Here is a 21,735-nt window from a genome sequence, read left to right on the forward strand (position 1 = left end):
CACGGCTCTGGCAGGCAACGACGTTCCTCGATAGACCAGTCAGCTCCTCAGCGGTGAGAACTGCCGGTGCGTGAGCGGGGCACGAAGCGTCGAGCCCCGCGCAGCCGCGGCATCAGCCGCAGAGACAGAATGGCCGCACCCGGGGCAGTGGAGGCCAGCGCCAACACCCCATAGCCGACGGAGACCCTGACCCCGGCGTCGGAGGCGAGCCCGTTGAGGGAGAAGCTCCACGCCGCTGCGACCTCTCGGATGCCCCAGCCTCCCACCCCTACCGGCACTGACATTCCGGCCAAGGCCACCGCCGCGGAGCTGGGCAGCACAGTCACCGGTGCGGAGGGGGCCAGCACGGCAACCGACACCATGAAGAGAGACGCGAAGCACATCCACCCCAGCACGGAGAGCAGCACCACCTGCACGATCGCCGCCCAGGGAAGACGACGCAGCCAACGGGTGGCGATCAGCACAGCCACCAGTGCCGCGGTCAGACACCCGATCCCGGCCAGTGGGGCAAGGGGCAGCAGCACCGCCCCGCCGGCGGTGAACACCACAGCACTGCCGACCAGCCGTTCCGTGGCCATGGCGGCGAACCCTCTGGCCAATGCACCACGGCGTGAGGAGGCTTCGGCATCGGTGCTGTCATCGGCGGCTCGCAGCGCGTCGCCGGCGATTCCTCCGGGCAGCACACTGTTCAGAAACGCCGCCTGCCAACAACGAGCCACAGCCGCGCCGACGCCGATGTCTATGCCGTGGTGCCGGGCCACGATCCGCCACCGGGCGGCCTGGGTCACCACCCCGGCGCCGCCGAGCACCCCTGCCACAGCGAAAGTCCACCAGGGCAGCCCGCGAAGCGCAGAGGTGAAGTTCTCCGGACCCCACAGTGCGACGACGACCCACAGGATCGCCGCTGTCAGAAGCACCTGGCCGGCACCGACTGCCACCGTGCGCCAGGACGGGCGTGCGGCCCGGTTTCGGTGGGTCTGCCCGCGGGCGATCATCGCTCAGCCCGCAGACGCGCTCGCCGGGGCATCCGGGACACTGACCACATCGTGGTGTCCCACACGCACGCTCAGCTCGCCGCGCCGCAGCTGCTGCACACGCCGCTGCACCCACTGCGCAGCCGCTTCGGCCAGCGCGGGGTCGAACTCCGCGGCAGCTTGGGCACGATCCCTCAGGTACCGTTCGACAAACTCGGCTCGTGAGGCATCGAGCAGCCAGTCGGTCTGCGTAAGCTCCACGTGTGCTCCGAGGTCCCGCAGCTGCGCGGCGAGAGTCTCAGCGGCGTCGGGTCCCAACAGGTCTCCACGGCGCTGATGAGCATCGAAGGCCGCAGCGATCCTCTGATCCACCGGGTCGGCAGGGGTGAGGGACACCTCGCCGGTGACCGTCAGGCTCAGCACGGCCGCCGCCCCGGATGCGCTGATCGTCTCAGCGATCAGCGCGGTCTGCCGGGCTGAGAGTAGGTCCAGCAGTGCCGCGCAGGTGACCAGCGCCGGAGCCTGCGCAGGCATCAGCTGCGGCAGCTGATCCACTGAGCCGACCATACGAGTCGTCGCTGCCACCTGCTCAGCGTCTGTGGCTGTGCTCGATTCCAGAAGGTCGGCATCATGGTCCAGCAGAATCCACCGCTGGGGCACCTGCAGCCGCGGAGCCAACCACGCCTGATTCGACCCGGTGCCAGCCCCAAGGTCAATCACCACCGCAGCATCATGGGGACCGAGACCCGCGCGCAGCCACGAGCTGACACGATCAACCAGGTGGGCAGAGCTCTGCCGCGCCCGGTGGTCTGCTTCGCGCCTGAACCCCAGCCAATCAGCGGCAACGGGACGGCTCACCACTGCAGTGCTCTGCGAAGCTGGGTCGCGGTCTGCCTCCATGTGCGGAGTCTATCCCGATGTGCTGCGGCATTGGCACGCCATCGGGATCGCAGCTCCTGGTGCTGAAGCCACTGCTCCAGCGCTTCAGTCCACGCGGCCGCGTCACAGGGGTCCACCGCCCGGCCAGGCAGGCTCCAGAAATGTTCAGAGCACGCCGGGTCCTGCCCCGCTGCCAGCGCTTCCTCAGCCCCGGTGCCGGCACCCACCAGTGCCGGCACCCCGCGGGCGAGACCCTCGGTGACGACCATGCCGTAGGTCTCCGCCAGCGAGGGCAGAACCAGCAGGTCAGCCGCATTCCACAGGCGCTGAAGTCGCTCACCGGTGACAGCCCCGGTCAGCTGCACCCGGCCGCGGCACCGTTGGGCGGCTGCGGTCACCGAGTGCACATAGTCCTGGTCCGGACCAGCAGGTCCGGCGATAGTCAGCTGCCAGCCAACAGAGTCCAGCGGTTCAAGGGCCTGAAGAAGCAGCAGCGGGTTCTTTCTTGGGGTGATCGCCCCCAGGAACAGCAGCCGAGGAGGTGAGCTGCCGTCAACCAGCGGGGCAGGATCGGTGCCCGGTGCGGCCACCTGCGTGGGCAGCGCCCCATAACGAGCCCGCAGATCCGCTCGCGCCCATTCACTGGTGCACACCACGGTGCTCGCCTGCTGCAGCGCGTGACGCTCCATCGCTTGTGCCGAGGCCCGTTCTGCAGCGCTGAGGCCGGTCTCAGCCGGCAGCGGCAGGTGCATCAGCACGCTCACCTGCACCCCAGACGCCCGAGCACCAGCAATCTGCTGTGGTGCCGCCGAGGCGATGATCCCATCGACCAGCACCGAGCTGTACCGCAGCAGAAGCTCACTCAGCGCCCGCCGCGCGTGGTCATCAGGGTCAGGCCACGCGCCCTCGAGCCTCTCCTGGACCACATCCACCCCGTCCTCCTTCCAGACCTTCAGGACCTCACGGTTGTAGGTCAGCCCGCCGCTGGGACCGGGGAGATCTCGCGGCACGACGACGGCGCGGCCAGTGCCACTGCGCCCAGCCCGGGTGCGCGGCGCCTCGGCAGGCAGACTCATCGGCAGCTACCCGGCCTGTCCCTGGGTCTCTCCCGGGGCGGGGCCGTCGGTGCGGGCCTCGCGTTCTAAGGCGAACACGTCTCGGCCGAAGGACAGAAGCAGGGCACCCAGCGCGGCAGCGGCCAGGCCAGTGGCCAACACCACCGGCACCACAGGTGCCAGTCCAACGACCAGCGCGGTGGCCTGGAACCCGGCCACGGCCTTGCGGAAACGGCTGAAGGTGCTTGGTCTCTGCCACACGGGCCGGATGAGCGACACCGCGAGGAACAGGTAGCGCATCAGTCCAATCAGCAGCACCCACCAGCCCACGGTCATCGCCAGTAGGGCGGAGAGCACCAACAGGGCCGCCGCGTCAGCCTCAGCATCAAAGCGTGCTCCAGCCTCGGTGCTGGTGCCCACATGCCTGGCCACCCACCCGTCGACGGCGTCGAGCACCGTGGCCATCAAGGCTGCGATCAGCACCGTCCAGGTGCGCGCGGCCAACTCGTCCATGCTGGTCAGCACCAGCGCCGCGGTGAGCACACCGACCAGCGCCACCCGCACCAGCGTCACCCGGTCCGCACTGGTGATTCGTTCCGTCCGGCGCAGCACGGACTTCACGGCGACAGCAGGTATGACCAGTGAGGAGGCCACACTGAGCGCGGTCACCCCCGCACCGGCAGCGCAGAGTGCACTGAGCCCCCAGGAGCCCAGGGCGGCAGCTGTGAGGACGCCGACCGCTTCAGCGCCGCCCGCGGAGCCTCCATGGGCTCCTGCAGATGCCGCAGGCTTGCTGGTCATCAGTGCCGAACTCCTCCTGGGCGACGTGGGGAACAACCGGGTGGGGCACAATCCCGTAGGTCGCAACCCCGCAGGCCACAGCCCCGTGACGATTGCTCAGTCTACTGGGCCGCCTGCTCGCCTCCTCGCCTGCTCGCCAGCTCGTGGCAGCCGTGGGGTCGGCAGACCGGACCGCCCCCGGACCCTTCCGCGCGGCTCCGAGGGACGATTGCATACCCCCGGGGGTATACGGCATACTAGTAATCAATACCCCCTAGGGTATGTAAATGAACTCGATAGAAGGGAACCCTTCTCATGCTTTTGGAACGTGTCTACGACGAAGATCTTGCCCAAGCCAGCTACCTCATCGGCTGCCAGTCCACCGGCGAAGCCATTGTGATCGATGGCCGCCGCGACGCCGGGCAGTACTTCGACCTCGCAGCAAACCACGGCATGCGGATTACCAAAGTGGCCGAGACCCACATCCACGCCGACTATCTCTCCGGGACTCGTGAGATCGCTGCCGCTGCCGGTGTGCCGCTCTACGTCTCCGGAGAAGGCGGTCAGGACTGGCAGTACGGCTTCGAAGCCAACCGCCTGCACCACGGTGACGCGATCACCCTGGGCAACATTCGTATCGAAGCTCGGCACACCCCGGGCCACACCCCAGAGCACCTGGTCTTCCTGGTCACCGACGGGGCCTTCAGCGACGACCCGGGCTACATGATCTCCGGTGACTTCGTCTTCGCCGGGGACCTGGGCCGACCGGATCTGCTGGATGAGGCCGCTGGCGGTCAGGACACCCGCTTCGAAGGTGCCAAGCAGATCTTCAAGAGCCTGAAGAACGAATTCATCACCCTGCCGGATCACATCCTGGTCTACCCGGGACACGGCGCTGGCAGCGCCTGCGGCAAGGCCCTCGGGGCGCTGCCGGCCACCTCAGTGGGCTACGAGCGGCTCAACGCCTGGTGGAGCAAGTACCTGGAGAACGACGACGAGCTGGGCTTCGTCGACGAGCTGCTCCACGGCCAGCCCGACGCCCACGCCTACTTCGGGCGGATGAAGCGGGAGAACCGCGACGGACCCCAGGTGCTCGGCGAACGCACGCCGCTTCCGGAGATGACCGCCCACCAGGTGCGCACCGCCATCGAAGAGGACCGTATCGTCTTCGTCGATACCCGCAGCCACCCCCAGGTCCACGAGGGCACGGTGCTGGGATCCATCAACGTTCCTGCCGACGGCAAGACCGCAAGCTTCGGCGCCTGGGCCTATGACCCGGAGCGGCACACTCGTCCGCTGGTAGTCCTGGCTGAAGATGCCGAGGACGCAGAGCGCCAGCGTGCACACTTCATGCGAGTCGGCATCGACAGCGTGGCAGGGTTCGTCACCTCCCTGGACGGGCTTCCGCTGACCCAGCCATCAACGATCACCCCGCAGGAGCTGGAAGACTTCGACCCGGCTCTGCTACTGGATGTGCGCAACAAATCCGAGCACTCCGACGGCCACATCCCAGGATCCACGCAGCTCAGTGCCGGACGCGTGCTGTGGAACCTGGACGAGCTGCCCGACAGCGGCCCGATCGTGACCTACTGCCAGTCCGGACGCCGCAACTCTGTCGCCGCCAGCGCCCTGCGCCGGGAAGGCTACGACGTGCGCGAGCTTCTCGGCAGCTACGCCGGCTGGCAGGAAGCCCAGGCAGCCGCCTGAGCCTGCCTCATCAGCGCTGAACCCTACGACCCCTCTGTGAAAGGAACACCCCAGATGCCGACTGCGACAACCACCGCACCGACCACCTCAGCAACACCCATCAGCCCAACAGAGCTGGCTGAACGCTTGGACGCTCAGACGCCGCCCCTGCTGATGGACGTCCGGACGGCCGTTGAATACGACACTCTGCGGATCCCCGGCTCGCACAACGTCCCGCTGGATCTGCTGCAGAAGAACTGCTCGGCGCTCGCCGAACAGCTGGACGGCGAAGTGGTGCTGATCTGCCAGACCGGCAACAGGGCGAACCAGGCCAGGCAGCACCTGCAGGATGCCGGCGTGGAGTCAGTCCGCGTGCTGGAAGGCGGAGTGGCCGCCATGGAGAGTGCCCGCGCCGAGCACACTCGGCGCGGAAGCAGCCGTTGGGCTATGGACCGCCAGGTGCGCATGGTGGCCGGGTCACTGGTGCTCACGGGATTCTTGGGCAGCAAGCTCATCTCGCCGAAGCTGGGCTACCTGGCTGGCGCCATCGGCGCCGGACTGACGTTCTCAGCACTGACGAACTCCTGCGCCATGGCATCCGCCCTGCAGAAGATGCCGTGGAACCAGGTGGACGCTGATCCCACCCTCCAGAAGCTCATCGATGAGATCCCCGTCTCGCTGCAGGTGCAGGTTCCGCAGCCGTGAGCACCGGACTCATCGTCGCGTTGGTCCTCGCCGTCGGGATCGGACTCTCTCTGGGTCTGCTCGGCGGCGGGGGCACTATCCTGGCGGTGCCCCTGCTCACCTATGTGGCGGGAATGTCACCGCAGGAGGCCATCGCCTCATCGATGTTCATCATCGGGGTGACCGCACTGATCAGCGTCGGGGCCCACGCCCGGCGCGGCAACGTGCACTGGCGCACCGGACTGATCTTCGCAGTCGCCAGTATGGTCGGCGCCTTCGGCGGCGGAGCCCTGGGCAGCCAGCTGCCGGGAGTGGTGCTGATGGTCGCTTTCAGCATCATGATGCTGGTCACGGCGCTGGCCATGGTGGTCGACCGCCGAACTCCCTCTGCGGCCAAGAAGGAGAAGCCGCCCATCCTGAAGATTGCCGCTGAAGGTCTGGTGGTCGGCCTCGTCACCGGTATGGTCGGCGCAGGCGGCGGCTTCCTGGTGGTGCCTACCTTGGTGCTGCTGGGCGGACTGGCGATGCCGGCGGCGGTGGGAACATCGCTGCTGATCATCGCCTTGAAATCTTTCAGCGGCATGGCCGGCTATTTGACCTCGGTGAGCATCGACTGGACCCCGGTGCTGATGATCACTGCGGTGACGGTCGTCGGCGCCGTGGCCGGATCGGCGCTGAGCAAGCACGTGCCGGAGCAGGCTCTGAAGACGGCCTTCGGCTACTTCGTGCTGGGCATGGGCGTCGTCGTGCTTATCCAAGAGCTGCCTATGATCTATGGGGTGAGCACGGCCGCGTGCATCGTGGTGCTGCTGATGGGGCTGCGGCTGCGCCGCCGTCGTAGGATCAGCTCATCGGCTGACGGGGATGAAACGGATCAACTCAGCAAGATTGCTGCCGCAGCAAGGAGGAACTTATGAAGGAAGCCAACCCGGAGACACAGCGCAAGATTGCGAATCGGTTGAAGCGGGCGCGCGGCCAGCTGGACTCGGTCATCCGAGCAGTTGAGGACGGTGACAGCTGCCGCGACGTGGTGACCCAACTCGCCGCCGTCTCCACCGCACTGGACCGGGCCGGATTCAGCGTCGTCTCCTCGGCCATGCAGTTCTGCCTCGACCAGCCCGATGCGGCCAAAGAATCTGAGGATGGCCTCACGGTCGAAGAGTTGGAGAAGCTGTTCCTGTCGCTGGCCTGACGCCGGGCCGCTGATTCCCCCGGGGTGGGGAATCTATGCGGTGAGATGTCATCTGTTCCCAGGTCACCAAGGAAATGTGTGTAGGGTCTCACCGTCACATCCAGGCCGTCGAAGCATTCTGGAGGAACGATTATGACGCAGCCATCGGCGCATCACAGCCCAGTCGAAGGGGGCCGGTTCAAGCGCACCCTGGGGTGGCTGGAGATCTTCTTCATCGGTTTCGGGGCCATGATCGGCTTCGGCTGGGTTACCCTGACCAGCGGCTGGCTCAACGACGCCGGCACCCTGGGAACGGTCCTCGCCTTCGTCATCGGCGGCCTCATCATGGCCCTGGTCGGCCTGGTCTATTCCGAACTGGTCTCGGCGATGCCGCTGGCCGGAGGCGAGCACAACTATCTGCTGCGCGGCTTCAGCCCCCGTCTGGCGTTCATCGGCTCCTGGGGCATCATCGGCGGCTACGTCACGGTGGTGGCCTTCGAAGCGGTAGCCATTCCCAGGACCGTCGCCTACATCATCCCGCAGGTCAACTCGATCCCCCTGTGGACCATCGCCGGATTCGAGGTGCACCTTGTCTGGGCGCTGATCGGGGTGGTGACCGCCGTGCTGCTCACCGCACTGAACATCCGCGGGATCAAACAGGCCAGCTTCCTGCAGACCTCGGTGGTGCTGTACGTCGTCGTTATGGCTCTGGCGCTGGTGGCACTGGCCCTCTTCGAAGGCGAGGCCGGGCACGCTGAGCCGCTGTTCACCGGCGGGGGTGCCGGAATCATCACCGTGCTGGTGATGGTGCCGTTCCTGTTCGTGGGCTTCGATGTGATCCCGCAGTCCGCTGAGGAGGTCAAGGTCCCGCCGCGCAAGATCGGGGCACTGGTGGTGTTCTCGGTGACCATGGCGGCCCTCTTCTACATCGCCATCGTGCTGACCACCTCAGTGGCCCTGCCGGCGGCAGAGATGGGCGACTTCGACCTGGCCACCGCTGATGCGATGGGTGCGCTGGCCGGCAACGAATTCTGGTCCAACGTGGTGGTCGCAGGTGGCCTGGCCGGGCTGCTGACCTCCTGGAACGCCTTCCTCATCGGAGCCTCCCGGCTGATCTGGGCGATGGCGAACTCCGGGATGCTGCCCGCTTGGTTTGCGAAGCTTCACCCCAAGCACCGGACCCCGGTCAACGCGCTGCTGTTCATCGGTGGGCTCTCCGCAATCGCACCGTTCTTCGGTGAGTACATGATGGTGTGGCTGGTCGACTCCGGCTCGCCCTCCATCGTGATCACCTACATTCTGGTCGCCGTGGTCTTCCTGGTGCTGCGCCGGCGGGAGCCGACCATGGAGCGCCCCATGCGCATCGGCGGCCAGCGCAGCAACACCTTCGGAACGGTGATCGGTGTGCTCACTGTGGTGCTCACCATTGCGCTGCTGCTGCTCTACGTGCCTGGGATGCCGGCCGCCCTGGATGTCCAGCCCTACATCATGTTCGGACTCTGGTGGCTGCTGGGACTGATCTTCCTGGTGCGCATCCCCGGTGGGATCAAACCCGGGCCCGACGCCGAAAACGACCTGGTCAACGCGCTCGCTTCCCAGGGGCGGGGCCCCGGCGTCGCCCGGAAGTGACCAGACGCAGAAGTGACCAGACACTGAAGTGACCAGACACTGAAGTGACCGGACAACGCACGCACCCGAGGGCGACCGCGGCGCTGGCCTCAGTGCTCCTCATCTCGGTGGTGGCCTGCGGGACCGGCGAGAGCAGCCCCGAGGCCGAAAGTCCCAGCCCTGAGCCTGTCAGCCCTGAGCACACCAGCCCAGAGTCTACAAAGTCTGAGCCCACCAGCCCCGAGCGGACCCCGGATCCTGCGCCTGAGCTGCCCGGCGGAGGCGAGACGGTCTTTCCTGACCGACGGCTGGTGGCGGCCTACGGCTCGCCCGACGCCCCGGGGCTGGGGATCCTGGGTGAGGGCACCATCGACGACGCGGTGGACCAGGTCCACCAGTACGCGCAGGACTATCAGCAGTTCTCCGAGGAGCCGGTCGTCCCGGCCTTCGAAATCATTGCCACGGTGGCCGCCGCCGACCCGGGCCCGGAGGGCACCTATACCAATAAGATCGACCCGGAGGTCATCGAGCCCTGGGTGGAGGCCGCGGCAGAGGAGGAGATCTATGTGATCCTCGATCTGCAGCCGGGTCATGAGGATTTCCTCTCCCAGGCCAAGACCTATGACGATCTGCTGAGCGAACCGCATGTGGGTCTGGCCCTGGACCCGGAGTGGCGGCTCGCTGAAGGCCAGCGCCACATGGAACAGATCGGCTCGGTCGACGCCGCTGAGATCAACGACGTCGCCCAGTGGCTCGCCGAGCTCACCCAGGCGCAGGACCTTCCGCAGAAGGTGCTGATGCTGCACCAGTTCAAACCCCAGATGATCACCAACCGCGAAGACATCGACACCTCCTACCCGGAGCTGGCGATGGTCCTCCACGTGGACGGCCACGGCCCGCCAGAGATCAAAATGGACTCGTGGCAGACCCAGCGCGAGGATCTCTCCGAGGACTTTTGGATGGGTTGGAAGAACTTCTATGACGAGGACTTCCCAACCTTCACCCCGCAGCAGACCTACGGCATCGACCCACAGCCCTGGTTCGTCTCCTACCAGTAAGACACCGCGGTCAGGTGTTCAGCCGAGGGGACGTCGGATCACTCAATGAAGCACTGACATGGCGTTCCTGCGACATCGAGGAGGAACACTCCTTACTGATCTCGCGGAGCGAGCCTACCCAAGAACGCTGAACCCTGGCTCTTCCCGACGTGTGCAATCATAATGTAAGCATGCCCCATGTTCTGATCCGCGACGTGCCCGAAGAAATCCACGCTGCTCTGCAGCGCAAGGCCGAACAGCACCATCAATCGTTGCAGCAATACCTTGCTGTCGAGCTTCGGCGCCTTGCCGAAAGGCGTCCAATCAGCGATGTCCTCGATGACGTCGACGCCCAGCGGGGCGGCCGTGTCGGCTTTGCAACCGCTGCCGCTGACCTGGACGAAGGTCGCTCTCAGCGGTGAGTGCTCGGCCGAATATCTCGTGATCATCGTTGACGCCTCCATTCTGGCCAACGCTCTGGCCGATGACGAGGAGGCCGGGGGGACCGCTCGCGGTGTGCTGCGTGCTGCGGGTGAGTTCGCTGCTCCCGATCTGGTCGATGTCGAGACCGTGTCAGTACTGCGCAAGCGGTGGCTGAGAGGAACGCTCACCGAGCAGCGATTCGTCGCCGCCATCAACCACCTGCAGCAGCTCAGCTTCGCACGCGTCCCGACCCTGAGGCTGGTGCCGCGCGCCTTCGAGCTGCGCGCCAACGTCAGCTCCTACGACGCCTGCTACGTCGCGCTGGCTGAGCGTTTGGGGTGCGAACTGGTCACTGCAGATGGCCGGCTCGCCGCCGCGACTGGCCCCCTCTGTCCGATCCGTGTGCTGCGCTGAACACCAACCAGACTCCAGCGCCGTTTGGGATTCGCTGCCTGGAGTCTCTGGTGCAGAACGTCCCTCGGCAATTTCCGCGACGACTACCCCGGCACCGCCCTGCTTGAGGACACATTCCTATCTTCCTCAGAATCACTGGATGGGCGTGTGCTCTTCGTGCCCGACGCCGCCCGAGAAGTGCGCGAGTACCTCTCGTAGTCGGTGCAACCGGACTGGGCGATGATGTTCCGCATCCCGACAACGTTGTCGAGCCGCCGGCCGCGTCCCAGAGATGCGCCCCCGCCTCAGGACGCATAGACATCCTGCGCGCCCCCGAAGGCCGACGCCTTGAAGAAGGGGTTCTTTACTGAGCGCTCCACGACAAGGTCGACATCCCTACCGACGATCCGCTCCAGCTCGAACTTCAGATCGAAGTAATCATGAAACAGGTTCTCCCGCTCCGGCAGGAAGACGACGAGGAAATCGACATCGCTTGTGTCCGGAGCAAACCGGTCTGTGAGCACCGAGCCGAAGATGCGTAACCGCTCCACGCCGTACCGCTCGCAAGCACGCCGGATTGCGTCGATATCGAGGAGAACGACGGTGTCCATGCCTCCAGTCTCGCAGATCGGGTGCGGCTCGGCGAGTGCCCAAGGGCGCTAAAGTGGTACTATAACTTGTACGACTTGGAGGTAATTATGGCAATTACGGCATCGGAAGCTCGCAGGAATCTGTTTCCACTCATTGAACAGGTCAACAGCGATCGCGCCCCGTTAGAGATCACCTCACGCCGGGGCGATGCGGTGTTGATCTCGCGAGCCGAGTACGAGGCGCTTGAGGAGACTGCGCACCTGTTGCGGTCTCCGGCCAACGCGCGTCGGTTGTTGGAAAGCATCACTCAGGCGCATCGTGGCGAGCATGAAGAGCACCCGCTGTCCCGATGAGGCTGGTCTTCACGCCACATGGTTGGAGCGACTACCGACATTGGCAGACTACGGATCGCGCAGTACTCAAACGCATCAACCGGCTCATTGACGATATCGTCCGCGATCCGTTTGACGGCATCGGGAAGCCTGAGGCGCTGCGTCACGCCCTCGCTGGCAGCTGGTCCCGGCGCATCACTGAGGAGCACCGGCTCGTCTATCTTGTTCACGGTGAGGACATAGTGATCGTGCAGGCGCGCTATCACTACAGCTGAACTGGCTCAGGCCCGGTCAGCGCTTTGCGAGCGACGCCGGCTATCCTGGGAGCGGGCTGGAGCCGCAGAGGTGCAGTCATTCACCTGGGAGCGGGTGGCAGACCGCTATCAGGAACGCTACGGTGCACTACGGCCTTCCTGACCTCCGGCCCCGCGGGCGCCGGTGGGAGCACTCGGTGTCTGCCCGCGTGGAAGACTGAGCTCTATGTCTGTGGTCCAAGTGCTGTTGGCTATTGAACTGGTGGGGACCTTCGCGTTCGCGGTCTCCGGTGCGCTGCTGGCCGCCCGCAAGGGGTTCGACATCGTCGGGTCCCTGCTGTTGGCCTCACTTGCGGGTCTTGGCGGGGGAGTGCTGCGCGATGTGATCCTCGCCCAGGGCGTGCCCAATGCGTTCGCGGTGCCGATGTACCTGATTCCCGTGGCAGTGGCGACGCTTGCTGTGTTCTTCCGGCTGATCCGTCAGGACCGGCTGCGCTGGACCCTGCTGGCCTTCGACGCCGTCGGGCTGGCGATGTTCTGCGTGATGGGTGCCTCCATCGCACATGCTGCGGGACTGAACCCGGTGGCGACGATGCTGCTGGGCGTCACCACCGCGGTCGGCGGCGGCGCAATGCGCGATGTGGCCGCCAACGAGATCCCCCAGATCTTCACGCCCCACGGCGTCTATGCCGCCCCAGCATTCCTGGGAGCCGCAGCGACCACCGCGACCCTGGAGCTGGACGTGTTCAACGGGTTCTGGGCGGTGGGCATCTCCCTGGTGGTCATCGCCATTCGGATGGTGGCACTGAAACGGGGCTGGCGGGTGCCCCTGGCAGTATGGCGCTGACCGGCGGATGGTACCGTAAAAACGCTGAACGCACCTAATCGTGACTGTAGGCGGAGGGCGGCTGATGGATCACACCGATGACCCGGAGACGGTGGTCGGCGAACTGACCGCTGTCCGATCCGAGCTGGCCCAGCTGCGGCGCGAGGTCGCGGAGCTGCGCAGTGACCGCGCGGCCGGTCTGGGTGAGGCGCGGGATGAGCTGCAGACCCAGTTCACCGCCCTGGAGAGAAGCCTGCAGCGCCACACCACGGGCACCAGCCATAACACCGTCCGGCAGGTCGAGGCGATGTGGCAGCTTTTTCCCAAGGTGCCGCGGATCCGGGCGCAGATGCCGCCCTCGGGCGGTTTCCCCATGGAGGCCCGGACACTGCTGCACCTGTCCTCGGTGATCGAAGAGGTCCGCCCCAGAACCATCCTCGAGCTGGGCGGGGGGACCTCCACCATCTGGACGGGCTACCTCACCGAAGAGCTGGGCACACGCATCGTGTCCATAGACCACCTTGAGCAGTATCTGCACTCCACCTGGGATTACGTGCAGCGCCATGGCTTCGCAGATCGGACCGAATGCCGACTCGCGCCGCTGGAACCGGTCACCGTCGACGGTGAGGAGTACCCCTGGTACTCGTTGAGCGCCTTCTCAGACCTCGCCGATGTGGACCTGCTGGTGGTGGACGGCCCGCCCGAGTCCACCGGCGCCAAGGCCCGCTACCCGGCTCTGCCGCTGCTGCAGGATAAGCTGAGCGCCGGTGCCGTGGTCGTCCTCGATGACACCAACCGCCCCGATGAACGGGCGATCCTCGAGGACTGGGCGCGCATGCTTGCCGGCTACGCAGAAACCGACCAAGGACTGAGCAAGCTCGGAGTCCTCCGCCCGCAAGCATCAGGCGGCGCCGAGCGGCTGTGAAGGGTCGGCTGTGAATTCGTAAACTTCCCGGGCACCGCCGATTGAGCTTAGGATGCTATCTGTGACTTTAAATATCAGCGTGATCGGTACAGGCTATTTGGGCGCGACGCACGCGGCCTGCATGGCAGAGCTGGGCTTCGACGTGATCGGCGTCGACGTGGACCCGGAGAAGATCGACTCCCTCTCCCGCGGCGACCTTCCCTTCCACGAGCCCGGTCTGCCGGAGCTGATCCGCAAGCACGTCGACTCCGGCAGGCTGCGTTTCACCACCGATATGGGTGAGGTCGGCGCTTGGGCCGATGTGCACTTCATCGCCGTCGGCACCCCGCAGCTGCCCGGCGGCACCGGCGCGGACATGACCTACGTGGATGCGGCCACCACATCCCTGGCGCAGGCCATCACCAAGGACCGGGCGCTGATCGTGGGCAAATCCACGGTCCCGGTGGGCACCGCAGCCCGGCTCTATGACCTGGTCAAAGCTGAGAAGAACGACGACGTCGACCTCTCGCTGGCCTGGAACCCGGAGTTCCTTCGTGAGGGCTTCGCGGTGAAGGACACGGTGGAGCCGGACCGGCTGGTGGTCGGCACCCGGCATGAGGCCGATGAGCAGCTGCTGCGCGAGGTCTATGCCGAAGCCCTGGACCGCAGCACCCCCTGGGTCTCCACCGACTTTGAGACCGCCGAGCTGGTCAAGGTTGCTGCCAACGCGTTCTTGGCCACCAAGATCAGCTTCATCAATGCCTTCTCCGAGGTCACCGAGACCGTCGGCGGCGACATCGCCACCCTGGCTGACGCTATCGGCTTCGACGAGCGGATCGGGCGCAAATTCCTCAACGCCGGGGTCGGCTTCGGCGGCGGGTGCCTGCCCAAGGACATCCGCGCCCTGCAGACCCGGGTGGGCGAACTGGGCCTGGATCACACCATGCGGTTCTTGAACGAGATGGACCACATCAACCTGCGCCGGCGCGACCGGGTGATCTCGCTGGCCGAGGAGATCCTCGGCGGCGACTATGCCGGCACCGACGAGAACCACTCGGCGGTGGAGGGCAAAAGGATCGCCGTACTGGGGATCACCTTCAAACCCCTCTCCGACGACGTCCGGGACTCCCCGGGCCTGGATATCGCCGGCCGGCTCTACAACGCTGGGGCGGATGTCTCGGTCTATGATCCGCAGGGCAACGCCAACGCCGCCAAACGGTTCCCCCGGCTGGGCTACGTGGATTCGATGACCGAGGCGGCCCGCGGTGCCGATCTGGTGGTGCTGACCACCGAATGGAACGAGTTCAAACAGCTGGCACCGGCTGACCTGAACGAGGTGGTGGCCAAACGGCAGTTCATCGACGCCCGCAACGTGCTGCCGGCCCCGGAGTGGGAGCAGGCCGGGTGGACCATAGCCCAGCTGGGCCGGAAGTTCGACTGACGCGACGAAGAAGCGCAGCAGGCCATAGACCCTCCGACGACGGGCGGGGGGTCCCCGCCGCCGGAGGGCGTTTATGGGCGAGCACTGAAGCTCGCGGGCCACAAGCCATAGGGCCTGTGGGTCGCTCAGCGGGCGCTGAGGTCTCAGTAGGCTCCGGCACCGGTCACCATCGCCCAGGCTGTGCGCAGCACAATGCCGATGTCGGTTCCGGGCGACCAGTTCTCCACGTAGTAGAGATCTAGGCGCAGCGACTCTTCCCAGCTGAGGTCGGAACGGCCGTGGACCTGCCACAGCCCGGTGATGCCCGGTTTCACAATCAGTCGGCGATCGGCATGGTCGTCATAGGCCTCGGTCTCACTGGGCAGCGGCGGGCGGGGGCCTACCACGGACATGTCGCCGCGCAGCACATTGAGGAACTGCGGGAGCTCATCCAGGCTGAAGCGGCGCAGCACCCGGCCGACCCGGGTGACCCGGGGGTCGTTTCGCATTTTGAACAGCACCTCGTTGCCTTCGCTGTGGGCCAGCAGCTCAGTGCGGCGGACTTCGGCGTCCATCGACATGGAGCGGAACTTCAACATGGTGAATTTGCGGTGGTCCAGCCCCACCCGCTGCTGAGTGAACAGTGCTGGGCCCCGGTCGTCGAGTTTCACAGCTGCGCCGAGCAGCAGCAGCAGCGGGGCCATGACCAACAGAACGAACGCGGAGAATGCGATGTCGAAGCCGCGCTTGTAGGCAGCGGCGAAACCACGCAGCCGCGGCAGCTCCACGTGCACCATGGCCAGCCCACGAACCGACTCGCTGCGCAGCCGCCAGCCGGCCACATCGCAGAGGCCTGAGGCGGTGGCAAGCTCCACGTCCAGTTCCGCCAGTTCCCAGGCGAGGGCGCGAACGGCGCCAGCATCCAGCACATCAGATCCAGCCAGCACTACCAGGTCAGCTCCGGAGGTGAGGACCGCGTCGCGTGCCTGGGCCACGGCTGCCGCACCGCTCCGTACTCCGTTTCGCTTGCCGTGGTACTCGCGGCTCGGGCCGCTGGTGTTCCCGTCCCATGTGAGCACCTGCGCGACCACGTAGCCGGAGGCGCCGCCGCCGCGCAGCAGTTCCCGGTGCACACGCTCAGCCTTGGTCGTTTCCCCCAGCACCACTACATGACGCTTTCCCAGCGTGCCGTCGGGACGGCGCAGGTTTACCGTGTACCAGCTCAACCGCACAGCCAGCAGCCCCAGCAGTCCTGCTGGGATCGAAAGCAGAATGAATTCCCGGGCTGGCTCCCAATTGGTGAGCAGCCCCATCAGGGCACTTACTCCGAGCATTGCCGCGCCGCTGGTCACGGCCGGACGGGTCAGCGACTTCAGGTGTACGCCGCGGATGCGGTAGCCACCGGTGGCCACGAGCATGGCCAGCCATATCAGCATGACTACCGCCTTGCCGGCGGAATCCCAGGGACTCTGGGTCCCTGTGGCTTCGGTCACCACGCTCACAGCCGAAGCTGCTGCTGCCAGGACCAGCACATCGGCAGTCAGCAGCAACGCGGACTGCCGCAGCCTCCAGCGGCGGAATTGACCCGGGTCTGATGGTGGCAGACCGGCAGTGAGCTCCCCAGCGGAGACGTCGGAGGAAGGCAGTGTGCCGAAGGAGAACGCCGGGACGGGCTGTGCCGGGTATCTGAACCTGACTCGTTTGGGAACCGCCTGCTCGGACGTCTGCACCCGGAACACGTCGTGGGAGTCCAGACTCATGACGTTTCCTCCTGACGCCACCAGCGGCCCAGAATGAAGTCCATTTCATCGGGTTCGTACGGGTCCAATCCGCCGGAGGGGTAGGGGGTCAGCTCCCCGAACCACGGTTGCCCATCGACTTCGTAGAAGTCCACTCGCATGAAGCTGAACCCGGCGGCCAGGCGCTCGGCGTGGGCAATCATGGTCCTAAGGCTGGTAGGGGGAGGCGCGTCCAGCCATGCATCGGCACCATTGCGCATTTCTACCGGTCTGCCGTCAGGGGTGAAGAAGGTCTCTTGGAACACGTCGGTGTAGCGTCCGGCATCGCGTTCCAGGAGCCGGACCTTTCCGTGGAAGACGAAGAACTTGAAGTCCACCGGCACCACCCCGGTGGTGGTGGTCAGCCGTGGTTCGATGATGAGTTTATGCTCGGCCTTTCGGTAGGCCCATTCGCCGATGGCAGCACGGTCGTGGGTGCGCAGCCAGCCGCGGGTGGCCTGCTTCAGTTCCTCCCGGGTGGAGTGTCGGGAACCGAAGGAGACCAGCCCGCTGCGGTGGTTGGGTTTGATGACCCATTCCTCCGGCAGTACGGAGAGGTCGAGGCTGTCCACGTCGGTGCCCGACCACAGCGTGCCGGGGACCCGCAGGGTGGGACAGACGCTCTCGGCGTGGGCCTTCATAGCCATTTTGTCGCAGGTCCATGCCAGCTCCGCATCGCGTTCGTAGAGCATCCGGGCGGTGAGGTGTTCGGTGAAGCGCCTGGGGGTGCGGAAGTCTCCCCAGCGACCGAATGTTCTGCGGTACATCACCCCGCGCAGCAGCGGGTCCGGCACGGGTGCCAGCATTCGCCTCAGCATCTCATGCATCGGCATGGGCTTTCCTCTCTGCAAGTTGTTCGAAGGGATCGACGGTTGGAACACCGTGTTGGAGCACGCGCCGGGCCAGTATCCGGCCCGGGATGACTTGGGCGATGACCACCCCGCAGGTCAGTGAGATTGCTGGGGCGGCGGCACCGGCGCCGAGGGCTACGCCCAGCCCGGTCAGTGGCACCACCACCAGCAGCAGCATCATCGACATCACTGCTTGGCGTTTGAACCCCCAGACATCGGTGAGCAGGTTTTCTTGGACCAGATGGCCGGATTGAGCGATGAAGACTAGGCAGAAGCAGATCACCACCGGCCAGGGCAGCACCATTTCTCCACCGCTGACCAATCCTGACAGCGGTCTGGCGAAGACCAGGTAGCCTCCGGCAGCTCCCAGGCCCAGCAGCAGCAGCGCCGTGTTGGACTGACGCCACAGCCGCGAGTCCAGGCTGCGGGCGAAGCGTGGCCACAGCACTGCGGAACTCATGTAGAGGATCGAGTAGACCGGCATATAGAGCGAGAGTCCCAGGGCGTATTCGCTGACGATCTCCGGGGCGGCGACCTGAGCCAGGACAAAGCGGCCGTGCTGTTCGGCCAGCACGGTGCCCGCAGCGGCCAGCACTACCGGCAGCCCACCCCACAGGATGGTGCCCACCGGCACAGTGTAGGTATCGCCCCAGCCGAGGCGGCCCCAGCGTTTCAGCGCGGTTGCGGTGCAGACCGCTAAGAACACTGCTGAGCCCACCGGCAGGCCGGCTGCCAGCCACATCGGCGGCAGCCCCAATGCGGCGACTGTGGCAGCCACGCTCACATTGGCTATCCCCAGAATCAGCCCCAGCACCACCAGCAGGCTAGCGCGGTCCTGGCCGACGAGTATCCGTTCGGATAAGCCGAATGGAAGCCCCAGGAAGAACATCACCAGCACTGTGGAGGCCACCACGTCGAAGTCTGTGGCCAGCTCGGGAGGCAGGACGAACCACGAGGACCAGACTCCGGCAGCTCCGGCACATGCTGCACCGGTGGCACTGGCAATCCCCAGAGCGGCGAGCAGCGTGGCGGTGCGCCGGATCAGTGCCGCTGCGTGACGGCGCTCCTGCGGGGACTGCTCGGCGCGCGCCACAGCCCGGGTGACGGCGGCTCCCATCCCCAGATCGGCGAAGGGGAGGGCGAGCTGCAGCTGGGCGACCATGGTGATGAGTCCGAACGCGGCCACTCCCGCGGACTGGAACGTGATCGCCGCGGTGAGCAGGGCTAACCCGGCAGAGACCGGCAGCACGCAGAGCCGCAGCCCAGCGGTGCGCAGCAGTGGTTTTGCCCAGTCAGACATGTCGGCCTCCGGCCCGCAGAATCCCGCTTGCTCCCACCAGCAGGGCTGTGGGGTGGGCTCCATTGCGCAGGCCCTCGATCAGGGCGCCGAGGCCGCTGGCCCAGGCCTTGGATTCGAAGGCGCCGCGAGCGATGACGGAGGCAGTGAAATCAGCTGCCGGTTGGGCAGAGACTTGTCGCTGGAGTCCATGCAGCCAGGTTCTGCTGGCTCGCCAGTCCGGCTTCCGGGAGATAGAGCCTGGGCTGCCTTGGGCCACTTTGACCAGCACCTCTGGTCGCTGCAGGACGGTGATGCCGGCGGCCTGAAGGCGGATCAGCCAGTCCCAGTCCTGGTGCCGGGGCAGCTCTTCCGCCCACGGGGTCGCCAGGGCCGCCTCCCGAGAGCAGAGCAGAGTCGAGGTCTGGATGAAGTGCTGTCGCAGCTGTACCGAAGACCTGTCCATCACATAGTCGGCCAGCGAGCCCAGTGCCGGGCCGTAGAGCCGTTCCGGCACCACACGGCTGCTGGTGCCGACCAACATTGCCCGGGAGGAGACGGCCGTCTCCGCGTCGGCCTCGCGCAGCTGCAGCTGGGTCTTGTCGGTGACCCACTCATCGTCGTCATCGAGGAAGGCGACGTACTGCGTCTCAGCGAACTGCACCCCCAGGTTGCGGGCAGCAGCAGCGCCGCAGCGTCCGGCAGTCCGCACGATGGAGCAGTGCAGGCCCTCGAGCCGGCGGGTGAGGTAGGTGAAGCTGTCGGGGTCATCCAGGACCACCAGAATTTCTGCAACGGCACTCTGCCGCAGGGCGGAGGCGACGGCGCGGCGCACACTGGGCCGTCCGGTGGTAGGGATGATTGCGGTGACAGGTGCCCGGCTCATGCGCTCCTCCGCATCAGTGTGGAGGCTAGTTGGAAGGGCTCCACCAGGTAGCGCCCGGCGAGCCGGCGCGGGTCTGAGGCGAGCCGCCAGGCCCATTCGAATCCTGTGCGGCCCAGCCAGCGCGGGGCCAGTGATTGTGTGCCGGAGACCTGGTCCAGCGCTCCGCCGACGGCGGCGGTCACCGGCACATCTGTGACGTCCCTCAGGTATGCGGCGATCCGCTCCTGAAGCGGCATGCCCATCCCGATGAGCAGCAGCTGGGGATCGATCGTGCGGATCTGAGCTGCGACGACGGGAAGGTCGGTATCGTGCCAAGGGTCGCCGGGGATGCCCACCACCTGGGCCGCTGAGCTGCGTGTGAACGCGTGGACCGCCGCGTTGTTGGCCGCTTCGGTGCCGCCCAGCAGCACGATTCGTTCGATGCCCGGCAGTGCGGCGGCCGAGCGAACCCAATCGGTGGATCCAACTCGGTGGAGCGTGCTCAGCGGCGCTCGCCGCTGACGCAGCCGGCCGATGGACAGTGCGGCCAATATCGGCATTCCGTCGACCAGGATCACTTCGGCCTCGTGGCAGCGCTGCCGGAATTCGTCGTTGGTGTGGAAGAGGTGGGTCGAGTGCAGGTTGTGGGCAAGAATTGTCAGCTTCTCTGCGTGCGCTGTCGCGTGGCGTATCTGGTCGAGCACCTCGGAGGTGGTCAGTGGTGTGACCGAGACGTTGAGCATCGGTACGTGTGTCTTGGTCAGATTCATGGTGTTCTTCCTCGGTCAGCCATGTGTCGGGGCACGTGGATTCTTTGCATAGCGAGCGCCGGTTGGCTTCCGGTGGAGCCTCCCAGCAGAATCGCCAGTAGGATCGGCAGGGCAACGTAGGGGTTATTCAGTCCGCTGACCGAGAGTCCGTTGGTCACCGCGATGGCGCTTAGGGTCAGAGTCAGCGTCCAGGAGGTGCCGGCGCGGCGCAGCAGGAGCACCGGCAGCAGGAGCACCAGCACCATTCCCAGGAGCCCGGCGTCGAATATGAGCCGCATGGCGAAGGCGTGCAGGATCACCGAATAGCAGGCTCCGCCTGCTGAAAAGAGCTGCTCGTAGAAGGCTAAGTCTGTGCAGGTGGCAGCGCTCAGCGGCGTCATGGGTGGGGTGCCAGTCACCCAGGTGCCCAGTGTCCAGTCCTGGGTCTCGCGTAGGAACAGGTCGAAGAACCGCACGCGGTCGATGACCTCGGACTCGGCGGAGCGATCCTGGAAGATGGCGAAGGAGAGCAGCGCGACGGCCGCGGGCACTGTGACAGAGATGAACCGCAGGAACGGGTCACGCAAGTCTGCGATGATGATCGCGTAGATGACCAAGAACAGATAAGCCACGGCACCGCTGCGCGATCCGGCCAGAATGGTCAGCGCCCCCAACAGCGCCACGAGAAGGAACCGGTGGCGACCGGCGTCGCGGTAGATTATCGCGGTCAGCCCACTGAACAGGGCAAGCTCGAAATTGTTCTCCAGGAACAGTCCGGGGCGCTGATCGGGGCCAAACAGCAGCAGTGTCAGCACCGCCTTGGCGGTGGCTAGGCTCACCAGCCACCAGCTTAGCCACACTAAAAGCCGCTTGTGAGTCCATTGCATGCCGACGGCCATGGCGAAGACCAGCAGGTAGAGCATCCAGCGGTAGGCCTGCAGGAAGTCGGCTGCTGGGGCCTGAGCAATCCAGGCGGTCAGGATGGTGACAGTGGCATAGAGCCCCACCAGCCCGACGATCATCGGTGCGCGGAGGGTGGAGCGCCACAGGGTGGTGAGCAGAAAGGCGATGATCCAACCGTCCAGCAGCACCGTGACTGGCAGTGGAGAGAACTCACCGACATGGGCTGCGCTGACCAGTGCCATGGCCGCCAGACCCATGACCAGCCCCCACTGCAGCGATGCGGGTACCCGTGTCAT

Annotated in this window: 25 protein-coding genes; 13 read left to right on the top strand and 12 right to left on the bottom strand. The window is 65.9% G+C overall.

The genetic code is table 11. The features are described 5' to 3' along the window. Window positions 1–47: 47 nt before the first annotated feature. From FHX47_RS05830 to FHX47_RS05845, 4 genes are read right to left on the bottom strand one after another with little or no spacing between them, the layout of a single operon-like run. Window positions 48–995, bottom strand: a complete 948-nt coding sequence (locus tag FHX47_RS05830; RefSeq protein ID WP_183357977.1) for a lysylphosphatidylglycerol synthase transmembrane domain-containing protein — start codon at window positions 993–995, stop codon at window positions 48–50. 3 nt (window positions 996–998) lie between these two features. Then, window positions 999–1,874 carry an SAM-dependent methyltransferase gene (locus tag FHX47_RS05835; protein ID WP_183357978.1) on the bottom strand — a complete coding sequence of 292 codons (876 nt, stop codon included), beginning with the start codon at window positions 1,872–1,874 and terminating at the stop codon, window positions 999–1,001. Then, window positions 1,829–2,929, bottom strand: coding sequence for a glycosyltransferase family 4 protein (locus tag FHX47_RS05840; RefSeq protein ID WP_183357979.1), 1,101 nt, complete (start codon window positions 2,927–2,929; stop codon window positions 1,829–1,831). The genes FHX47_RS05835 and FHX47_RS05840 overlap by 46 nt, the downstream gene beginning before the upstream one ends. A 6-nt stretch (window positions 2,930–2,935) precedes the next feature. Then, the gene (locus FHX47_RS05845) at window positions 2,936–3,709 is read right to left on the bottom strand and encodes a CDP-alcohol phosphatidyltransferase family protein (RefSeq protein ID WP_183357980.1); all 774 of its coding nucleotides are present in this window, start codon (window positions 3,707–3,709) and stop codon (window positions 2,936–2,938) included. A 294-nt stretch (window positions 3,710–4,003) separates the two neighbouring features. Here FHX47_RS05845 and FHX47_RS05850 point away from each other — a divergent pair, with 294 nt between their 5' ends. The 6 genes from FHX47_RS05850 (at window position 4,004) to FHX47_RS05875 (ending at window position 9,895) form a co-directional block, all read left to right on the top strand. After that, window positions 4,004–5,395, top strand: coding sequence for an MBL fold metallo-hydrolase (locus FHX47_RS05850; RefSeq protein WP_183357981.1), 1,392 nt, complete (start codon window positions 4,004–4,006; stop codon window positions 5,393–5,395). Between the two features lie 54 nt (window positions 5,396–5,449). Then, entirely contained in the window at window positions 5,450–6,079 is a 630-nt protein-coding gene (locus FHX47_RS05855) for a rhodanese-like domain-containing protein (protein ID WP_183357982.1), read from the top strand. Further along, window positions 6,076–6,975: a TSUP family transporter gene (locus FHX47_RS05860; RefSeq protein ID WP_183357983.1), complete on the top strand. Its 900-nt coding sequence runs from the start codon at window positions 6,076–6,078 to the stop codon at window positions 6,973–6,975. Before FHX47_RS05855 ends, FHX47_RS05860 begins: the two co-directional genes overlap by 4 nt. Next, window positions 6,972–7,250, top strand: a complete 279-nt coding sequence (locus FHX47_RS05865) for a metal-sensitive transcriptional regulator (protein ID WP_183357984.1) — start codon at window positions 6,972–6,974, stop codon at window positions 7,248–7,250. Before FHX47_RS05860 ends, FHX47_RS05865 begins: the two co-directional genes overlap by 4 nt. A 132-nt stretch (window positions 7,251–7,382) precedes the next feature. After that, the gene (locus FHX47_RS05870) at window positions 7,383–8,858 is read left to right on the top strand and encodes an APC family permease (protein WP_183357985.1); all 1,476 of its coding nucleotides are present in this window, start codon (window positions 7,383–7,385) and stop codon (window positions 8,856–8,858) included. A 44-nt stretch (window positions 8,859–8,902) separates the two neighbouring features. Beyond that, on the top strand, window positions 8,903–9,895 hold the full coding sequence (locus FHX47_RS05875) for a hypothetical protein (protein ID WP_343064322.1): 993 nt from the start codon (window positions 8,903–8,905) through the stop codon (window positions 9,893–9,895). Between the two features lie 92 nt (window positions 9,896–9,987). On the opposite strand, the gene FHX47_RS05880 is transcribed toward FHX47_RS05875, so the two are convergent. Next, window positions 9,988–10,323 (bottom strand): hypothetical protein, encoded by a 336-nt coding sequence (locus FHX47_RS05880; protein ID WP_183357986.1) that lies wholly within the window; start codon window positions 10,321–10,323, stop codon window positions 9,988–9,990. On the opposite strand from FHX47_RS05880, the gene FHX47_RS05885 reads away from it, so the two are divergent. Both FHX47_RS05885 and FHX47_RS05890 read left to right on the top strand, forming a co-directional pair. Then, window positions 10,316–10,711 carry a PIN domain-containing protein gene (locus FHX47_RS05885; RefSeq protein ID WP_183357987.1) on the top strand — a complete coding sequence of 132 codons (396 nt, stop codon included), beginning with the start codon at window positions 10,316–10,318 and terminating at the stop codon, window positions 10,709–10,711. The genes FHX47_RS05880 and FHX47_RS05885 overlap by 8 nt on opposite strands. A 24-nt stretch (window positions 10,712–10,735) precedes the next feature. Beyond that, window positions 10,736–10,909 carry a hypothetical protein gene (locus tag FHX47_RS05890; RefSeq protein WP_183357988.1) on the top strand — a complete coding sequence of 58 codons (174 nt, stop codon included), beginning with the start codon at window positions 10,736–10,738 and terminating at the stop codon, window positions 10,907–10,909. Between the two features lie 86 nt (window positions 10,910–10,995). On the opposite strand, the gene FHX47_RS05895 is transcribed toward FHX47_RS05890, so the two are convergent. Next, window positions 10,996–11,301, bottom strand: coding sequence for a nucleotidyltransferase family protein (locus FHX47_RS05895; RefSeq protein ID WP_183357989.1), 306 nt, complete (start codon window positions 11,299–11,301; stop codon window positions 10,996–10,998). Between the two features lie 87 nt (window positions 11,302–11,388). On the opposite strand from FHX47_RS05895, the gene FHX47_RS05900 reads away from it, so the two are divergent. The 5 genes from FHX47_RS05900 (at window position 11,389) to FHX47_RS05920 (ending at window position 15,038) form a co-directional block, all read left to right on the top strand. Then, entirely contained in the window at window positions 11,389–11,634 is a 246-nt protein-coding gene (locus FHX47_RS05900) for a type II toxin-antitoxin system Phd/YefM family antitoxin (protein ID WP_183357990.1), read from the top strand. Continuing rightward, entirely contained in the window at window positions 11,631–11,888 is a 258-nt protein-coding gene (locus FHX47_RS05905; RefSeq protein ID WP_183357991.1) for a Txe/YoeB family addiction module toxin, read from the top strand. The genes FHX47_RS05900 and FHX47_RS05905 overlap by 4 nt, the downstream gene beginning before the upstream one ends. A gap of 205 nt (window positions 11,889–12,093) precedes the next feature. Next, complete coding sequence (locus tag FHX47_RS05910) at window positions 12,094–12,714, top strand: trimeric intracellular cation channel family protein (RefSeq protein ID WP_183357992.1); 621 nt, start codon at window positions 12,094–12,096, stop codon at window positions 12,712–12,714. A gap of 64 nt (window positions 12,715–12,778) precedes the next feature. Further along, entirely contained in the window at window positions 12,779–13,618 is an 840-nt protein-coding gene (locus FHX47_RS05915; protein ID WP_183357993.1) for a class I SAM-dependent methyltransferase, read from the top strand. A 52-nt stretch (window positions 13,619–13,670) separates the two neighbouring features. Then, window positions 13,671–15,038 (top strand): UDP-glucose dehydrogenase family protein, encoded by a 1,368-nt coding sequence (locus FHX47_RS05920; protein ID WP_183357994.1) that lies wholly within the window; start codon window positions 13,671–13,673, stop codon window positions 15,036–15,038. A gap of 143 nt (window positions 15,039–15,181) precedes the next feature. Here the strand turns inward: FHX47_RS05920 and FHX47_RS05925 are convergent, their stop codons facing one another. Genes FHX47_RS05925 through FHX47_RS05950 form a run of 6 tightly spaced genes read right to left on the bottom strand, consistent with a single transcriptional unit; the run spans window position 15,182 to window position 21,735 of the window. After that, complete coding sequence (locus FHX47_RS05925) at window positions 15,182–16,777, bottom strand: sugar transferase (protein WP_183357995.1); 1,596 nt, start codon at window positions 16,775–16,777, stop codon at window positions 15,182–15,184. Beyond that, window positions 16,774–17,601, bottom strand: a complete 828-nt coding sequence (locus FHX47_RS05930; RefSeq protein ID WP_183357996.1) for an ATP-grasp fold amidoligase family protein — start codon at window positions 17,599–17,601, stop codon at window positions 16,774–16,776. The genes FHX47_RS05925 and FHX47_RS05930 overlap by 4 nt, the downstream gene beginning before the upstream one ends. A 13-nt stretch (window positions 17,602–17,614) precedes the next feature. After that, on the bottom strand, window positions 17,615–18,946 hold the full coding sequence (locus tag FHX47_RS05935; RefSeq protein ID WP_183357997.1) for an oligosaccharide flippase family protein: 1,332 nt from the start codon (window positions 18,944–18,946) through the stop codon (window positions 17,615–17,617). Beyond that, window positions 18,939–19,808, bottom strand: a complete 870-nt coding sequence (locus FHX47_RS05940) for a glycosyltransferase family 2 protein (protein WP_183357998.1) — start codon at window positions 19,806–19,808, stop codon at window positions 18,939–18,941. The genes FHX47_RS05935 and FHX47_RS05940 overlap by 8 nt, the downstream gene beginning before the upstream one ends. After that, the gene (locus tag FHX47_RS05945; RefSeq protein WP_183357999.1) at window positions 19,805–20,557 is read right to left on the bottom strand and encodes a WecB/TagA/CpsF family glycosyltransferase; all 753 of its coding nucleotides are present in this window, start codon (window positions 20,555–20,557) and stop codon (window positions 19,805–19,807) included. Before FHX47_RS05945 ends, FHX47_RS05940 begins: the two co-directional genes overlap by 4 nt. Further along, window positions 20,554–21,735 (bottom strand): hypothetical protein, encoded by a 1,182-nt coding sequence (locus tag FHX47_RS05950; RefSeq protein ID WP_183358000.1) that lies wholly within the window; start codon window positions 21,733–21,735, stop codon window positions 20,554–20,556. The genes FHX47_RS05945 and FHX47_RS05950 overlap by 4 nt, the downstream gene beginning before the upstream one ends.

Origin of the sequence: Garicola koreensis, assembly GCF_014195445.1 — a bacterium.
Lineage (GTDB): Bacteria > Actinomycetota > Actinomycetes > Actinomycetales > Micrococcaceae > Nesterenkonia > Nesterenkonia koreensis.

Excerpts from the sequence above, each read along its gene's own strand:
- FHX47_RS05880 (WP_183357986.1), bottom strand. The coding sequence starts at position 10,323 with ATGATCACGAGATATTCGGCCGAGCACTCACCGCTGAGAGCGACCTTC.
- FHX47_RS05940 (WP_183357998.1), bottom strand. The coding sequence starts at position 19,808 with ATGAGCCGGGCACCTGTCACCGCAATCATCCCTACCACCGGACGGCCC.
- FHX47_RS05870 (WP_183357985.1), top strand. The coding sequence starts at position 7,383 with ATGACGCAGCCATCGGCGCATCACAGCCCAGTCGAAGGGGGCCGGTTC.
- FHX47_RS05905 (WP_183357991.1), top strand. The coding sequence starts at position 11,631 with ATGAGGCTGGTCTTCACGCCACATGGTTGGAGCGACTACCGACATTGG.
- FHX47_RS05895 (WP_183357989.1), bottom strand. The coding sequence starts at position 11,301 with ATGGACACCGTCGTTCTCCTCGATATCGACGCAATCCGGCGTGCTTGC.
- FHX47_RS05850 (WP_183357981.1), top strand. The coding sequence starts at position 4,004 with ATGCTTTTGGAACGTGTCTACGACGAAGATCTTGCCCAAGCCAGCTAC.
- FHX47_RS05845 (WP_183357980.1), bottom strand. The coding sequence starts at position 3,709 with ATGACCAGCAAGCCTGCGGCATCTGCAGGAGCCCATGGAGGCTCCGCG.
- FHX47_RS05930 (WP_183357996.1), bottom strand. The coding sequence starts at position 17,601 with ATGCTGGCACCCGTGCCGGACCCGCTGCTGCGCGGGGTGATGTACCGC.
- FHX47_RS05835 (WP_183357978.1), bottom strand. The coding sequence starts at position 1,874 with ATGGAGGCAGACCGCGACCCAGCTTCGCAGAGCACTGCAGTGGTGAGC.
- FHX47_RS05915 (WP_183357993.1), top strand. The coding sequence starts at position 12,779 with ATGGATCACACCGATGACCCGGAGACGGTGGTCGGCGAACTGACCGCT.
- FHX47_RS05855 (WP_183357982.1), top strand. The coding sequence starts at position 5,450 with ATGCCGACTGCGACAACCACCGCACCGACCACCTCAGCAACACCCATC.
- FHX47_RS05910 (WP_183357992.1), top strand. The coding sequence starts at position 12,094 with ATGTCTGTGGTCCAAGTGCTGTTGGCTATTGAACTGGTGGGGACCTTC.
- FHX47_RS05830 (WP_183357977.1), bottom strand. The coding sequence starts at position 995 with ATGATCGCCCGCGGGCAGACCCACCGAAACCGGGCCGCACGCCCGTCC.
- FHX47_RS05945 (WP_183357999.1), bottom strand. The coding sequence starts at position 20,557 with ATGAATCTGACCAAGACACACGTACCGATGCTCAACGTCTCGGTCACA.
- FHX47_RS05950 (WP_183358000.1), bottom strand. The coding sequence starts at position 21,735 with ATGACACGGGTACCCGCATCGCTGCAGTGGGGGCTGGTCATGGGTCTG.
- FHX47_RS05900 (WP_183357990.1), top strand. The coding sequence starts at position 11,389 with ATGGCAATTACGGCATCGGAAGCTCGCAGGAATCTGTTTCCACTCATT.
- FHX47_RS05840 (WP_183357979.1), bottom strand. The coding sequence starts at position 2,929 with ATGAGTCTGCCTGCCGAGGCGCCGCGCACCCGGGCTGGGCGCAGTGGC.
- FHX47_RS05920 (WP_183357994.1), top strand. The coding sequence starts at position 13,671 with ATGCTATCTGTGACTTTAAATATCAGCGTGATCGGTACAGGCTATTTG.
- FHX47_RS05925 (WP_183357995.1), bottom strand. The coding sequence starts at position 16,777 with ATGAGTCTGGACTCCCACGACGTGTTCCGGGTGCAGACGTCCGAGCAG.
- FHX47_RS05935 (WP_183357997.1), bottom strand. The coding sequence starts at position 18,946 with ATGTCTGACTGGGCAAAACCACTGCTGCGCACCGCTGGGCTGCGGCTC.
- FHX47_RS05865 (WP_183357984.1), top strand. The coding sequence starts at position 6,972 with ATGAAGGAAGCCAACCCGGAGACACAGCGCAAGATTGCGAATCGGTTG.